We start from the raw sequence: 15137 nt of genomic DNA, 5'->3' as shown, positions 1-15137 counted from the left end.
AAGCGAGACCCCGGCGAGCGGATGACGCAAAAAGGGATTGACTGAGCAAGGCCCGTTACAGAAGGGTGGGCAAAGCGAAGCGTGCCCACCTTCACGAGCTGAGCCAGAATGGTGGACACGCTTCGCTTTGCCCACCCTACAGGAGCCACCATGGAATACGCTGCCAGCGATCTGAAGCCGCGCGAACGCTACAAGGTGCTGGCATCCTTCGTGCTGCCGCGACCGATCGCCTGGGTGACCAGCGTCGGTCCAACCGGCGTCGTCAATGCCGCGCCGTACAGCTTCTTCAACGTGTTCTGCGAGGACCCGCCGCTCTGCATGTTCGCAGTCAATCTGCGGCCCGACGGGCGGGTGAAGGATACGCTTGTCAACATCGAGCGCACCGGGGAATTCGTGGTCAATATGACCGACGAGCCGCTGGCGCACGCGATGCATGAGACCAGCGGCGACTTTCCGCCAGATGTGGGCGAGCCCGACTATCTCGGGCTCAAGCTTGCGCCATCGACCAGCGTGGCAGTGCCGCGCCTTGTGGATGCGCCGTGGGCAATGGAATGCAAGACCTGGAAGATCATCGACGTCAACGGCGACCGCCGGCTGATCATGGGTGAAGGCATCCACTTCTACATCCGCGACGAGCTGTGGGACCGCGAGGCCATGCGTGTGCACATGGACCGCTACCACCCCGTCGGCCGCATGTTCGCCGACCGCTATTGCCGCACCGACGACCGGGTGGTGTTTCCGGCAGCCGAGGGCGCGAAAAGCTAGCTCGCCGCCTCTCCGATCTTGTCCTGCGTCTTGGTCTCGAAGTCGCTGGCATCGTGGCGCTCGTGCAATTGGCTCGCGGGATCGCCCGAGATGCGGTTGACGATGCGGCCTCGCTTCACGGCCGGGCGCTTTGCGATCTGATCGGTCCAGCGCAGCACGTTCTTGTATTCATGCACCGACAGGAATTCGCCTGCGCCATAGAGCAGGCCCTTGACGAGCCCGCCGTACCACGGCCAGACCGCGATGTCGGCGATCGTGTAGTCGCGGCCGGACAGATATTCGTTGTCCGCTAGACGACGATCGAGCACATCGAGTTGACGCTTCACCTCCATCGCATAGCGGTCGATGGCATATTCGATCTTGGTCGGCGCGTAGGCATAGAAGTGGCCGAAGCCGCCGCCAAGAAACGGCGCGCTGCCCATCTGCCAGAACAGCCATGACAGGCACTCGGCGCGAGCCTGGCCGCCGGTCGGCAGGAATGCACCGAACTTCTCGGCAAGGTGCATCAGGATCGCGCCGGACTCGAACACGCGGATCGGTTCCGGCCTGCTACGGTCCAGCAGCGCCGGGATCTTGGAATTCGGATTGACCGCAACGAAACCACTGCCGAACTGGTTGCCATCGATCTTGATCAGCCAGGCGTCATATTCGGCGTCGGAATGGCCGAGCGCGAGCAGCTCTTCCAGCATGATCGTGACCTTCTGGCCGTTTGGCGTCGCCAGAGAATAAAGTTGCAACGGATGCTTCCCGACGGGAAGTTCCTTCTCATGCGTGGGCCCGGCGATCGGGCGGTTGACGCTGGCGAAACGGCCACCATTTTCCTTGTTCCAGGTCCAGACTTTCGGCGGCTCATAGGCGGATGCATCGGTCATTGATCAAGCTCCAGCGCGGAAGCCGCGCCAGTGTTAACTAGCGTCGAGCACAGGATTGGCAAGGGCGGGATTTCGTATAGCCGGTGCCTCTTCACTTCCGCCATGGCCGGGCTTGTCCCGGGCCATCCACGTCTTGCGTCGAAGGAAGTGCTTGGATACTCGAGACAGGCCCGGGCATGACGGTTGATAAAGCTCAGAACGCGGCCGCCCGCTGCTGGCGCGCTGCGCCCGTCATCGCAAAGCCGTTATAGCCCTTCGCCGCGACCTCGTTGCAGATCTGCCGATAAGGCCCGACGCCGCCGATATAGGGCATGAAGATCCGCGGCTTGCCGGGAATGTTGGCGCCCATGTACCAGGAATTGGCCTGCGGATAGAGCGTGGTGTAGGCAACCTCGTTGACATGCGTCACCCATTTGTCTTCGGCCTCCCTTGTCGCCTCCATCGTGTCGAGTTCACGCTCTCGCATGTAGTCGACGCAATCGCTGATCCAGTCGACGTGCTGCTCAATCGAAACGATCATGTTCGACAGCACGGAAGGACTGCCGGGCCCGGTGATGATGAAGAGGTTCGGAAAACCGGCGCTCATCAGGCCGAGATAGGTGCGCGGTCCCTCGGCCCATTTCCGGTTCAGCGTCAGCCCGTCGCGGCCGCGAATGTCGATCTTTGCCACCGACCCGGTCATAGCGTCGAAGCCGGTCGCCAGCACCAGCGCATCGAGTTCATATTCGCATGCTGTGGTGCGCACGGCGCTTTCCGTGATCTCCTCGATCGGACTGCTCTTGATGTCAACCAGCGTCACGTTGGGCCGGTTGAAGGTCGCGAAATAGTCGGTATCGACGCAGATGCGCTTGGAGCCGATCGGATGGCTGTTCGGCTGCAGCAGCTTCGCGGTCTCGGGGTCCTTGACGATCTCTGCGATCTTCTCGCGCACGAAGTTTGCTGCGGTATCGTTGGCGACCTGGTCCAGCGCCAGATTGTTGTAGGCCGACATGAACGTGAGTCCGCCACGCTGCCAGCGCGCCTCGTATTTGGCACGGCGCTCGTTGTCGCCATCATCGAGCGCGCCGCGATCGGGCAAGTCGGTATAGATGCCGTTGCGCGCCACTTCCCGCTCCACGCGCCGGATCTCCGGATAGTTCGCGCGAAACCATGCACGTTCCTCATCTAGCAGCCTGGCGTTGCGCGCGGGAATCGAGAAATTCGCGGTGCGCTGGAACACCGTCAGGTGGCTCGCCTGCTCGGCGATGACAGGTATCGACTGTATTCCGGATGAGCCGGTGCCGATCACGCCGACGCGCAGGCCGGTGAAATCCACCTGCTCATGCGGCCAATGGCCGGTGTGATAGACTTGGCCTTTGAAGCGATCGAGGCCCTTGATGTCGGGCTTGCGCGCATTCGACAGGCAGCCGGTGGCGAGCACCACGAACTTGGCCGTGACGGTCTTGCCGTCGGCGGTGGTCACCGACCAGAGCTTTTTCGTCTCGTCGAACACGGCCGCATCGACGCGGGTGTCGAACTGGATGTCTGAACGCAGATCGAAGCGATCGGCGACATGGTTGGCATAGCGCAGAATCTCCGGCTGCGGTGCGTAGCGCTCGCTCCAGTCCCATTCCTGCTGCAGCTCCTCGCTGAACGAATAGGAATACTGCATGCTCTCGACGTCGCAGCGCGCGCCGGGATAGCGGTTCCAGTACCAGGTGCCGCCAACGCCGCTGCCCTGCTCGTAGACTCGCGCGGTAAAGCCGAGACCGCGCAACCGGTGCAGCATGTACATGCCGGAGAAGCCGGCGCCGACCACGACGACGTCGTAATGTGCGGCAGGAGTTGCGGAAGCGGATGGCGAAACGGACATGGACGCGGGCTCCCTTGAAGATTCTTTTCGTTGCCGGCCAGCATTCTCCGCGACGCGCCAAAGCGCAAGGGACAAAGCGCGAGTAGAAGGGAGCTGCATATTTTGCCTTACGGAATGCGTAGCAGCTGCACGCAAGTCGGCGAAAGCCGGTTGGCTTTCCTCTCCGCCATGCGCTAGCCTGATCGTTATCAAAATAGAAAAGCAGCCTGAAGCTGCCATCGGGAGAGAGAACGCATCCATGAAATCGCCGATCTGCGACATGCTGGGTATAGAATTCCCCCTGCTCGCCTTCAGCCATTGCCGCGACGTGGTAGCAGCGGTCAGCCGCGCCGGCGGATTTGGCGTGCTGGGCGCGACCGTGCATTCGCCTGAGAGCATCGAGCAGGAACTGAAATGGATCGACGACCACGTCGACGGCAAGCCCTATGGGCTCGATGTGCTGATCCCCGAGAACATCTCGACCGCAGGCGAGAAGAACGTCACCTGGAAGAGCCTGGAGCAGCGGATCTCGCCCGAGCATCGCGACTTTACCCGCAGCCTCCTGAAGAAATACGGCGTCGAGCTGACGACGACCGATGTCGCCGACAACCAGCCGCAGCCGTTCGACGCACAGCGCGCGCTCGAAGTGCTGGACGTCTCCTTCAAACATCCGATCAAGCTGATCGCGAACGCGCTGGGCGTGCCGCCGAAAGAGATGATCGACATGGGCCGCAAGCACGGCGTGCCGGTCGCGGCGCTCGTCGGCGCCAAGGAGCACGCGCTGCGCCAGGTCGCGGCCGGTGTCGACATCCTCGTCGTGCAGGGCACCGAGGCCGGTGGCCACTGCGGCGAAGTCTCGACCATGGTGCTGGTGCCGGAGGTCATCAAGGCGATCAAGCCGATCCGCGATGTGCCCGTATTGGCCGCGGGCGGTATCATGACCGGGCGCCAGATGGCGGCTGCGATGGCCATGGGCGCTGCCGGCGTCTGGACCGGCTCGGTGTGGCTCGCGACCGTGGAATCCGAGACCACGGAAATCTTCCGTGAGAAGATGATCGCGGCCTCCTCGCGCGACGCAGTGCGTTCGAAGGGACGCACCGGCAAGCCGGCGCGGCAGCTCCGCTCGGTGTGGACCGACGCATGGGACCGCTCACCCGACGGCCCCGGCGCGCTGCCGATGCCGCTGCAGAGCATCATCAGCCGCGACGCCTTCAACTCGATTGACCGTTCGGCGGCCGCCGGCAACGAGAAGGCGCGCGACCTCGTCAGCTACTTCGTCGGCCAGGGCGTCGGCCTGATCGACAGCGTGAAATCGGCAGGCGCTGTGGTACAGGAATTCAAGGAAGATTTCATCGAGGCGGTCGAACACATGAATGCGCTGGTGGCGGAATAGCGGCGTCATTGCGAGGAGCGCAAGCGACGAAGCAATCCACGCCTCCGCAAGCTGAGAGATGGATTGCTTCGCTTCGCTCGCAATGACGGGTACAAGGACGAAGCACGCCGAACTGATCATCTGAGCTAAAGAGAAGAAATGTCCAATAGCATCCCCGAAGACCGCATCCCAGTCATCGTCGGCGTCGGCGAGATCGTCGATCGTCCCAAGGACATCGCTGCAGGCCTCGAGCCTCTCGCGCTTCTCGAAGAAGCGCTCAAGCGCGCGGAAGCCGACAGCGGGGCCAAGCTGCTCCACGACGTCCGGTCGCTCGACGTCGTCAATTTCCTGAGCTGGCGCTATCGCGATCCGGAAAAACAGCTTGCCGAACGGCTCGGCATCAAGCCGGCGCATCTTTATTACGGCCCGGTCGGGGGCGAGAGCCCGATCCGCTATCTGCATGAAGCGGCGCAGCGGATCGCGCGCGGCGAATGCAGCGTGGCGGCGGTCTGCGGCGCCGAGGCGCAGTCGACCGCGACCAAGGCGGATCGCGGCGGCGTCGCCCTGCCCTGGACGCCGTTTGCGCATGAAGTCGAGGAGCCGAAGCGCGGCGCGGCGTTCCAGAAGCCTCTGGCGGTGAAGCTCGGCGTGTTCAGGCCGATCACGGTCTATCCGCTCTATGAGTCCGCGACCTCAGCGCATTGGGGCCAGACGCCGCGCGAGGCGCTCGCCGAGTCCGGCGAGCTGTGGTCGACCTATGCAAGCGTCGCGGCTTCGAACCCGAATTCGTGGCTGAAGAAGCGCTTCGCGCCGGAGGAGATCACCACGCCGACGCCGGAGAACCGGCTGATCGCCTGGCCCTACACCAAGCTGATGGTGGCCAATCCGACCGTGAACATGGGCGGCGCGCTGCTGCTCACCGGCCTCGCCAAGGCGCGCGCGGCCGGAATTCCCGAGGACCGGCTGGTCTATCCGCTCGGCGGTGCGTCGGCGGAAGAACCGCGCGACTATCTCGTGCGCGACCAGTTCTTCGAAAGCCACGCGCAGAATGCGGTGCTGAAAGCGGTGATGGACCTGGTCGAGGGCGACGGCAGCAAGTTCGACGCGATCGAGCTCTATAGCTGCTTCCCCTGCGTGCCCAAGATGGCGCGACGCACGCTCGGCCTCGGCCCTGACGTGCAGCCGACCGTCACCGGCGGGCTCACCTTCTTCGGCGCGCCGCTCAACACCTACATGACGCACGCCGCCTGCGCGATGGTGCGCAAGCTCCGCGATGGTGCCGAGCTCGGCCTGCTCTACGGCCAGGGCGGCTTTGTCACCAAGCATCATGGCCTGGTGCTGTCGCGCGAGGCACCGAAGGCGACGCTCAAGCAGGATACCAGCGTGCAGGCGGAAGCGGATCGCAACCGCCGCACGGTGCCGGAGTTCATCGCCGAGGCCAGCGGCAAGGGCAAGGTCGAAAGCTTCACCGTGATCTATCGCGGCAATGGCGAGGTCGAGCACGGCGTCGTCATGTTGCGCACCGAAGACGACCGCCGCACGCTCGGCCGCGTGCCGGCGAGCGATGCGACGACGTTAGCGCATCTGCTCGGCATGGAGCGCACGCCAGTCGGCACCACAGGTGACATCGTGATGGCCGATGACGGCGTGCCGGAGTGGCGGGTGGTGTGAGCTACCTGCACCGTCATGCCCGGGCTTGACCCGGGCATCCACGTCGTTCTTCCGCAGTCGAAAACGTGGATGGCCGGGACGAGCCCGGCAATGACGGAGGAGAGAGCACCGCCTCCCCTACCCCTTCACGTCCTGCTTTTCGGAGGCCGTGGTCGGCTTCTTCGCGCCGCCGCCGACCACACGGACCTGGTCGCCGTCGTTGATGCCGTCGGGCGGGGCGATGATGATGCGGTCGTCGGCGGTGAGGCCGGAGGCGATCTCGATCTCTTTGCCGAGGTCGCGGGCGATCGTCACCTTCTTGAACAGGATCTTGTCATCTGCGCCGACGGTCGCAACGCGCAGGCCGTTGCTGTCGAAGATCAGCGCGCTGGCGGGGATGTGCAGCGGAATGGTGTCGCGCTGCAACGTCAGCTTCACATTGGCATAGCCGCCGGGCATCAATTCGCCGCCGGAATTGTCCAGCGCGAGTTGCATGCGCGTCGTTCCCGAGCTGACATCGACCGCCTGCGAGGACGTTTCCACGGTCGCCGTAAAGGTGCGGTTCGGATATTCCGGCAGCGTGATGACAGCCTTGGCGCCCATCTTGATCGACGGCACGAAGTTCTGCGGCACGTTCACATAGACGCGCAGCTTGGAAATGTCGGAGACGATGAACATCGCTGGGCCCGCGCCGCCGCCGGCATTGATCAGCGCGCCGACGTCGGTGTTGCGCTCGGTGACGACACCGTCAAAGGGCGCAGTGATCTTCTTGTAGCCGGCAAGCGCTTCCAGCCGTTCGACATTGGCCTGACCGGAATTGACGGCGGCCTTCTTGTTGGAGAGATCGGCGGTGCGCTCGTCGATTTCCTGCATCGAGACGAAGTTCGAGGCAAGCAGCGACCGCCGCCGGGTCAGCGTCGCTTCCGACAGTTTGGCGCTGGCCTGCTGGCTCGCAAGATCGGCCCTGGCCTGCAGCAATTGCTGGTCGAGGTCGGGCGCCTCGATTTCGGCGATCACCTGCCCGGCCTTGACGCGGGCGCCGATGTCGACGCTCCAGCTCTTCAGGTAACCGGACACGCGCGCGAAGATCGGGGCGCGGTAATAGGCTTCCAGCCGGCCCGGCAGGTCGATCGTGGGGTTGAGCACTTTGGCGCTGGGCGGCGCCACCGCGACGCTCGGAATGGCCTGATTATCGGTCCATTCCTTCAGCTTGGTGCCCTGCTCCTCGCGGGCACGGATGCCGGTGATGACGACGAGGACCAGGCCGACACCGGCCGCAAGCCCGAAAATGCCCAGTTTCCAGCGCGAGACCGGCGGGCGTTGGTCAGTGGGCATGCGACATCTCCGGTGCGGCGGCGGCGCTGGCGCCTTGCTTCTTGTGTACCATACTAAAGACGACGGGAACAAACATGAGTGTGGCGAACGTTGCAAAGATCAGGCCGCCGATCACGGCGCGGCCCAGCGGGGCGTTCTGCTCGCCACCCTCGCCCAAGCCGAGCGCCATCGGCGCCATGCCGATGATCATGGCGAGCGCGGTCATCAGCACCGGCCGGAAACGGACGAAGCCGGCTTCGAGCGCGGCCGCAATGGGATCGCCGAGCTGCTCGTAGCGCTCGCGGGCGAAGCTGATGACAAGCACGCTGTTCGCGGTGGCGACACCCATGCACATGATCGCGCCGGTCAGCGCCGGCACCGACAGCGTGGTCTCGGTGGTGAACAGCATCCAGACGATGCCGGCAAGCGCCGCCGGCAGCGCGGTGATGATCACGAACGGATCGGACCAGGACTGGAAGTTCACGACGATCAGGAGATAGATCAGCACGACGGCGCCGAGCAGACCGAACAACAGGCCGGAAAACGCGCTGTTCATGGTCTGCACCTGGCCGAGCAGCACCACCGAGCTCCCCTTCGGGACATCCTTTGCAGTCTCGGCGATCAGCGCCCGCACGTCGGTGGCGACCGCGCCGAGGTCGCGGCCCTGCGTCGTGGCGTAGATCTGCACCATCGACTGGATGTCGTATTGGGATACGACCGCACTCGAGGTCGAGCGCGTGATGTCGGCGATGCCGCCGAGGATCGGCGACTGCGGATTGCCGGTCGCGGTGATCGGCAAGGTCTGCAAGGCGCTCAGCGAGTCGATCTGGTATTGCGGCGTCTGCATCACGATCGAATAGGACACGCCGTTATCCGGATTGAGATAATAGGTCGGCGCGACCTGCGAGCTGCCGGCGAGATTGACGACGAGGCTGTTGGTGACGTCGCGCTCGGTCAGGCCGACATATTGCGCGCGGGTGCGGTCGACATCGATGTTGAAGGTGGGGCTGTTCGGCGATTGCTGGATGCGCGCGTCCGCAATGCCGGGAATGCGCCGGATCCGGCTCAGCAGCCTGTTGGCATAGGCGAAATTGGCGTCGAGATTGGCGCCGCGGATCTGCAGGTCGATCGGCGCCGGCGCACCGAAGTTCAGGATCTGGCTGACGATATCGGCAGGCAGGAACGAGAAGCTGATGCCGGGGAACATCCGCGGCAGTTGCTCGCGTAGCGCCTGGACATATTGCTCGGTCGGCCTGTGGCCTTCCTTCAGCTTGACCTGGATGTCGCCATCCTGCGGACCGATGACGCCGGTGTTGTTGTAGGTCATGTTGATGCCGGAGATCGGCATGCCGATATTGTCGGCCAGCGTGTCGATCTCCTCCGGCGGGATGATCTTGCGGATCGCCTTCTGCACCTCGGCGAGCTGGTTGGCAGTCTCCTCGACGCGGGTGCCGACCTGGGTGCGGACGTGCATCAGAATGTTGCCGGCGTCGACCGACGGAAAGAAGTTGCGGCCGAGGAAAGGCACCAGCAGCATGGACACCGCGACGAAGCCGAGGAAACAGCTGACGAAGATGGTACGGTGTCCGAGCGCCATCGCCAGCATGTCGCGATAGGCGCGGCGGATGCGCTCGAACCGCGCCTCGAAGCCGCGCTGGAACAGCTTGAACGGATTGCGCGTCGGCGGCAGCCCGCCCTCGTGATGCACATGGGGCTGCAGCAGATATTTCGCCATCGTCGGCACCAGCGTGCGCGACAGGATGAACGACCAGATCATCGCGAACATCACCGCTTCCGCCATCGGCACGAACAGGAAGCGCGCAACGCCGGTCAGGAAGAACATCGGCACGAACACGATGCAGATGCAGAGCAGCGAGACGAATGCCGGCGTGACGATCTGGTTGGCGCCGTCGAGAATGGACTGTTCGACCGGCTTGCCCTGCTCCAGATGGTAATTGATGTTCTCGATCGTCACGGTGGCGTCATCGACGAGGATGCCGACCGCGAGCGCCAATCCGCCGAGCGTCATGATGTTCAGCGTCTCGCCGATCGCCGACAGCATGATGATGGCGCCGAGAACCGACAGCGGGATCGAGACCGCGATGATGATCGTCGACCGCCAGCTCCCGAGGAACAGCAGGATCATCACGCTGGTGAGCAATGCGGCAATGACGCCTTCGAAGGCGACGCCGGTGATGGCGCCGCGGACGAAAACCGACTGGTCGCCAATGAAGCCGATCTTCAGCGCGTCCGGAAGCTGGTCCTTGACGTCGATCACCTTCTGCTTGATGCCGGCGATGATATCGAGCGTCGAGATCGCGCCCGCCTTCAACACCATCATCAGCACCGAGCGGTTGCCGTCGACATGGACGATGTTGGTCTGCGGCGGGTTGCCGTCGCGGACGGTGGCGACATCCCGAACATAGACCATGGCGCCGTTGACGGTCTTGATCGGCAGATTGCCGAGATCCTCCATCTTCAGCGGCGAGTTGTTGAGCTGAATGTTGTATTCGAACTGGCCGATCTTCTGCGTGCCGACCGGCGTGATCAGATTTTGTGCAGCCAGCGCATTGGCCACGTCCTGCCCCGACAGGCCGCGCGCCTGCAGCGCCGTGGAGTTGAGGTCGATCTGCACCTGACGCTGCTTGCCGCCGAATGGATAGGGTATGGCGGCGCCGGGCACGGTGACGAGGGGCGTGCGGAGCTGATTGATGCCGATATCGGCAAGATTCTGCTCGGTCAGCCCCTCACCTGACAACGCGACCTGGATGATCGGCACCGTGGAGGCGCTGTAGTTCAGGATCAAAGGCGGCGTTGCGCCCGGCGGCATCTGCTTCAGAAGCGTCTGCGAGATCGCCGTGACCTGGGCGTTGGCGGTGCGGATGTCGACGTTCGGCTGGAAGAAGATCTTGATGATGCCGAAGCCGTTGTAGGAATTGGCGACGATATGCTCGATATCGTTGACGGTGGTGGTCAGCGCGCGCTGAAATGGCGTGGTGATGCGCCCGGACATCTGGTCCGGCGGCAGTCCGGTGTACTGCCAAACGACCCCGATCACGGGGATGCGGATGTCGGGAAAGATATCGGTGGGCGTGCGCAGCGCGGCGAGCGGTCCGACAATGAGGAGCAGCAGCGCGAGCACGACAAACGTATACGGCCGGCTCAGCGCGATACGGACCAGTGCAACCATTGACGAGTTATTCCCCGGAACCCGTAAAATGTACGGGGGATTGGCGCCCCTACAGGCCAATTTACTTGCGTCGATCTAGCGAAAAACGGGCCAAAAGCCAACTTTGCGCGACGCAATCCGCGTTCACATCCTCGACATAGCTGCCGGGACCGGCCGCGGGGTGAACCGCGGCCGGGAATTATCGCAACTAATTAAGTAACTAAGCCGCCCGTACCGATTCCAGGAACTTGCTGACCTCGACCTTGAGGCGGCTGCTGTCGCCGGACAATGCCTTTGCCGCCGAGAGCACCTGCGATGAGGCCGACCCGGTCTCGGTCGCGCCGCGCTGCACGTCGGTGATGTTGGCCGAGACCTGGTGGGTGCCCTGGGCGGCCTGCTGGACGTTGCGGGAGATTTCCTGCGTAGCCGCGCCCTGCTCCTCCACCGCCGCGGCGATGGTCGAGGAGATCTCCGACAGCCGTTCGATGGTGTTGCTGATTTCCTTGATCGCGTTCACCGAGTCCTGGGTGGCGGCCTGGATGCCGGTGATTTGCTGGCCGATCTCGCCGGTGGCTTTCGCGGTCTGCTCGGCCAGCGCCTTCACTTCGGAGGCGACCACCGCAAAGCCGCGGCCGGCCTCGCCGGCGCGTGCCGCCTCGATGGTCGCGTTCAGCGCCAGCAGGTTGGTCTGGCCCGCGATCGTGTTGATGAGCTCGACGACGTCGCCGATCCGTGCCGCCGCCTTCGAGAGCTCGCTGACACGGTCGTTGGTGCTGCGAGCCTGGCCGACGGCGTCGCCCGCCATCCGTGCTGATTCCTGGACCTGGCGGCTGATCTCGGTGACGGACGATGACAACTCCTCGGTCGCGGACGCCACCGACTGCACATTGGTGGACGCCTCTTCCGAGGCGGAAGCGACCGTGGTGGTCAATTCCTGCGAGCGTGTGGCAGTCGAGGAGAGCGTGCCGGCCGCGGCTTCGAGCTGGATCGAGGCGGAAGAGACGGTCTGGACGATCTCGCCGATCATGGTCTCGAAATTGCGGGTGATGGCGTCGACCCGGCGGCCGCGCTCGATCTTTGCTTCGGCGTCGGCGGCGGCAGCCTCGTCGGCAGCCTTCTTGGCAATCAACGCTTCCTTGAACACCTGAAGCGCATCGGCCATCGTGCCGATTTCGGTCTTCTCACCCTGGTGCGGGACTTCGGCGGTCAGGTCTCCATTTCCGAGCGCCTGCATCGGCTTGACGATGGACGCGATCCCGGCCGAGACGTCACGGATCAACAGGAAACTGATAAGGGCGCCAACAAGCACCGCGGCCAAGAGAATGACAGCGAGTATCGCGAAGGCGGAAGAGTAGTTGGCGGCGGCGTCCTCCGCAGCCTTGTCGGCACCCGCCTTGTTGAGCTCGATGTCCTTGAGGAGAATCGCGTCGGCCTCGAGCCCGATCTTGTTCACGGTCTTGCTGTTCAGCTCATGCGCGTCATGCGGGATCTTGCCGACATCCCTGCGCGACAACGCCATCACCTCTTCGGTGCCCTTCCTGTATCGATCCCAGGTGTCCGACCATTGAGTATAGAGCGCCCGCTCCTCCGGGGAGGTGATCATCGTTTCATAGCTCTTGCGGGCCTTCATGTTGCCCTCGACAACTGTGACCAGAGTCTTCTCGTTGGCCAGCTTCTCCTCGAGCGTTTCCGAGAGCATGTGCTCACGGATCACGTTGCGGTAGGTAATGACACCAGCGCGAAGCTCACCGAGCACCCGGACGCTCGGCAGCCAGCTGGTGGTGATGTCGACCGTATTGGCATTGATCGCCTGCATGTTGCGGACGGCGAGGAGCCCCATGCCCGTCATCGTGACGAGCAGCAGCGCAACCACGGTGATGATCTTGGCGCGGATCGAGTATTTGGCGAACATCTGAAAATCTCTTGGTGTTGCGCGTGTCGGGCACGTCAGGTGATGCAAGGTGCTTCGGTTTGGTCTGCCGAATCGAAGGATGCCTTACTGGCGATCAAACCGCGCAACTTCTGAAGTCGCGTTAATTTGTCCCTCCGTAGAGTTACGGTAAATGAAAACCGTCACTAACAAATGAACGAAGCGATGAGATCAGCGCATCAACGCAAGCGCGTCCGAGAAAAATTGCGGTCCGCCGAAATTGCCTGATTTCAGAGCAAGCAGCATCTCGCCTTTGTTCGCGCCGACCGCACGCAGCACCGGCACACCAGCGGCGATCTCCACGCCGACGAGAAAACCTGGAATCCGCAAACGATCCACCACGGCGCCTGACGTCTCACCGCCGGCGACCACCAATCGACGCACGCCGTGTTCGACGAGACCTTCCGCGATGTCGGCCATCGCCTGCTCGATGGTATGCCCGGCTGCATCACGGCCATAACGGGACTGCAGAGCTGCGACTTCGTCGGGCGTGGCGCTGCTGGCGATCAGCACCGGCCCTTCGCCGATCCGGTCGCGGGCCCAGGCGAGCGCGCGATGGACTTCATCCTTGCCGATCACGATCCGCTCGGGGTCGAGATGCAGCACGGCCATGCTGCGCTCGGCATTGGCGATCTGCTGCAGTGTCGCTTGCGAACAGCTTCCGGCGAGACAGGCGGCTGGCCCTCCGACCAGCGCCTCGGCCGTCACGCTTGCGGCTTCTGGCCTGACTTTTCCGGAGTCAACCAGCGCCCGGGCAAGCCCGAGCCCGATCCCGGAAGCGCCGACCGAAACGCGATGGTCCAGCGCCACCGTGCCGATGGTGCCGAGGTCGCGGTCGAACACGGCATCGATGATGGCGGCACCAAATCCGCCGGCGGCAAGATCTGCAAGGCGCGCGCGAACGGCGTCCGGACCGCGCGCAACGGTAGCAAGATCGATCAGTCCGACCTTTGTGCTGCTCTGGCATGCCAGCACCCGCACCAGGTTCGAGTCATGCATCGGGTTGAGCGGATGATCCTTGAGCGGGCTTTCGTTCAGCGGCACCGACCCGACGAACAAATTGCCCTGGTATACGGTGCGTCCGGTTTCCGGGAATGCCGGCGTGACCAGCACGATGTTGTCGCCGGAATCTTTGCGCAGCGCATCCATCACCGGGCCGATATTGCCGGCGTTGGTAGAGTCGAAGGTCGAGCAGATCTTGAACAGCACATGCGAGGCGCCGCGGCCGCGCAGCCACTTCTCCGCCGCGCGCGAGCGGGTGACCGCCTGGCTCGCCTCGATCGAGCGGCTCTTCAGCGAGACCACCACCGCATCGACCTCGGGCAAAGCGAGATCGTCCGATGGCACGCCAATCGTCTGCACCGTGCGCAGGCCGGCACGGGTCAGCGTGTTGGCGAGATCGGAGGCGCCGGTGTAGTCGTCGGCGATACAGCCCAGCGCCAAAGTCATGCTTTTGCTCCGGCATAGGGCTTGAACCAGCCGAGGCCATCGGTGGTCTTGCCACGCGGATTATATTCGCAGCCGACGAAGCCGGCATAGCCGAGCCGGTCGAGCTCATCGAACAGGAACGGATAGTTCAGCTCTTCGCCATCGGGCTCGTTGCGCGAGGGGATGCTGGCGATCTGGGTGTGGCCGATGATCGGCATCATCTCACGCAGCCGCATGGTGACATCGCCATGGATGATCTGGCAGTGATAGATGTCGAACTGCAACTTCAGGTTCAGAATCTTCAACTCGTTGATCAGATCACGTGCAAAGCCGAAATCGTTGAGGAAATAGCCGGGCACGTTGCGTGGATTGATCGGCTCGATCACGACGTCGAGGCCGTGCGGCGCGAAGAACTCGGCGGCCCATGTAACGGACTTATAAAATGCCTCGACCGCCTTGCGATCGCTTCGGTCGGCGATCCCCGCCATCAGGTGCACGCGCTTGACGCCGGTCGCCTCCGCATAAGGCAGTGCGGTGGCGAGGCTCGCCTTCATATCCTCAAACCGGTCCGGCAGCGCCGCGAACCCCTTCTCTCCGGCCGCCCAATCGCCCGGCGGCAGGTTGAACAGCGCCTGCGTCAGGCCGTTCTCGCGCAGCCGCTCGCCGACCTCCTTCGCCGGATGGTCATAGGGAAACAGGAACTCCACCGCGGTAAAGCCGGCTTTCGCCGCAGCCTCGAAACGGTCGAGGAACGCGACCTCGTTGAACATCATGGTGAGATTGGCGGCAAAGCGGGGCATCGCGTG

10 protein-coding genes are annotated in these 15137 nt (G+C 63.5%); 3 read left to right on the top strand and 7 right to left on the bottom strand.

What is annotated here, in order from left to right:
- Window positions 1-150: 150 nt before the first annotated feature.
- Complete coding sequence (locus AC5ZGW_RS04115) at window positions 151-765, top strand: flavin reductase family protein (RefSeq protein ID WP_130226568.1); 615 nt, start codon at window positions 151-153, stop codon at window positions 763-765.
- Here the strand turns inward: AC5ZGW_RS04115 and yghU are convergent.
- Complete coding sequence (gene yghU, locus AC5ZGW_RS04110) at window positions 762-1637, bottom strand: glutathione-dependent disulfide-bond oxidoreductase (protein ID WP_130226569.1); 876 nt, start codon at window positions 1635-1637, stop codon at window positions 762-764. The genes AC5ZGW_RS04115 and yghU overlap by 4 nt on opposite strands.
- A gap of 193 nt (window positions 1638-1830) precedes the next feature.
- The gene (locus AC5ZGW_RS04105; RefSeq protein WP_130226570.1) at window positions 1831-3489 is read right to left on the bottom strand and encodes a flavin-containing monooxygenase; all 1659 of its coding nucleotides are present in this window, start codon (window positions 3487-3489) and stop codon (window positions 1831-1833) included.
- A gap of 238 nt (window positions 3490-3727) precedes the next feature.
- On the opposite strand from AC5ZGW_RS04105, the gene AC5ZGW_RS04100 reads away from it, so the two are divergent.
- Together AC5ZGW_RS04100 and AC5ZGW_RS04095 are read left to right on the top strand one after the other, a co-directional pair.
- Window positions 3728-4861 carry a nitronate monooxygenase gene (locus AC5ZGW_RS04100; protein WP_130226571.1) on the top strand — a complete coding sequence of 378 codons (1134 nt, stop codon included), beginning with the start codon at window positions 3728-3730 and terminating at the stop codon, window positions 4859-4861.
- A 138-nt stretch (window positions 4862-4999) separates the two neighbouring features.
- Window positions 5000-6511 (top strand): acetyl-CoA acetyltransferase, encoded by a 1512-nt coding sequence (locus tag AC5ZGW_RS04095; protein ID WP_130226572.1) that lies wholly within the window; start codon window positions 5000-5002, stop codon window positions 6509-6511.
- Window positions 6512-6628: 117 nt separating this feature from the next.
- Here the strand turns inward: AC5ZGW_RS04095 and AC5ZGW_RS04090 are convergent, their stop codons facing one another.
- The 5 genes from AC5ZGW_RS04090 to otnI form a co-directional block, all read right to left on the bottom strand.
- Window positions 6629-7825: an efflux RND transporter periplasmic adaptor subunit gene (locus tag AC5ZGW_RS04090; RefSeq protein WP_130226573.1), complete on the bottom strand. Its 1197-nt coding sequence runs from the start codon at window positions 7823-7825 to the stop codon at window positions 6629-6631.
- A complete protein-coding gene (locus AC5ZGW_RS04085) occupies window positions 7815-10994 on the bottom strand; it encodes an efflux RND transporter permease subunit (RefSeq protein ID WP_130226574.1) in 3180 nt (1059 codons plus the stop codon). Before AC5ZGW_RS04085 ends, AC5ZGW_RS04090 begins: the two co-directional genes overlap by 11 nt.
- Before the next feature lie 199 nt (window positions 10995-11193).
- The gene (locus AC5ZGW_RS04080; protein ID WP_130226575.1) at window positions 11194-12885 is read right to left on the bottom strand and encodes a methyl-accepting chemotaxis protein; all 1692 of its coding nucleotides are present in this window, start codon (window positions 12883-12885) and stop codon (window positions 11194-11196) included.
- Between the two features lie 189 nt (window positions 12886-13074).
- On the bottom strand, window positions 13075-14352 hold the full coding sequence (gene otnK, locus AC5ZGW_RS04075; protein WP_130226576.1) for a 3-oxo-tetronate kinase: 1278 nt from the start codon (window positions 14350-14352) through the stop codon (window positions 13075-13077).
- Window positions 14349-15131 (bottom strand): 2-oxo-tetronate isomerase, encoded by a 783-nt coding sequence (gene otnI / locus AC5ZGW_RS04070; protein ID WP_130226577.1) that lies wholly within the window; start codon window positions 15129-15131, stop codon window positions 14349-14351. The genes otnK and otnI overlap by 4 nt, the downstream gene beginning before the upstream one ends.
- Between the last annotated feature and the right edge of the window lie 6 nt (window positions 15132-15137).

This window comes from Bradyrhizobium sp. Crot121 (assembly GCF_059512385.1).
Note: the sequence above shows the minus strand (reverse complement) of the source record. Positions and strands in the feature narration are given on the sequence as shown.

Coding starts and splice junctions, on each gene's coding strand:
- AC5ZGW_RS04085 (WP_130226574.1), bottom strand. CDS start 10,994: ATGGTTGCACTGGTCCGTATCGCGCTGAGCCGGCCGTATACGTTTGTC.
- AC5ZGW_RS04100 (WP_130226571.1), top strand. CDS start 3,728: ATGAAATCGCCGATCTGCGACATGCTGGGTATAGAATTCCCCCTGCTC.
- AC5ZGW_RS04095 (WP_130226572.1), top strand. CDS start 5,000: ATGTCCAATAGCATCCCCGAAGACCGCATCCCAGTCATCGTCGGCGTC.
- AC5ZGW_RS04115 (WP_130226568.1), top strand. CDS start 151: ATGGAATACGCTGCCAGCGATCTGAAGCCGCGCGAACGCTACAAGGTG.
- AC5ZGW_RS04105 (WP_130226570.1), bottom strand. CDS start 3,489: ATGTCCGTTTCGCCATCCGCTTCCGCAACTCCTGCCGCACATTACGAC.
- otnI (WP_130226577.1), bottom strand. CDS start 15,131: ATGCCCCGCTTTGCCGCCAATCTCACCATGATGTTCAACGAGGTCGCG.
- yghU (WP_130226569.1), bottom strand. CDS start 1,637: ATGACCGATGCATCCGCCTATGAGCCGCCGAAAGTCTGGACCTGGAAC.
- AC5ZGW_RS04090 (WP_130226573.1), bottom strand. CDS start 7,825: ATGCCCACTGACCAACGCCCGCCGGTCTCGCGCTGGAAACTGGGCATT.
- AC5ZGW_RS04080 (WP_130226575.1), bottom strand. CDS start 12,885: ATGTTCGCCAAATACTCGATCCGCGCCAAGATCATCACCGTGGTTGCG.
- otnK (WP_130226576.1), bottom strand. CDS start 14,352: ATGACTTTGGCGCTGGGCTGTATCGCCGACGACTACACCGGCGCCTCC.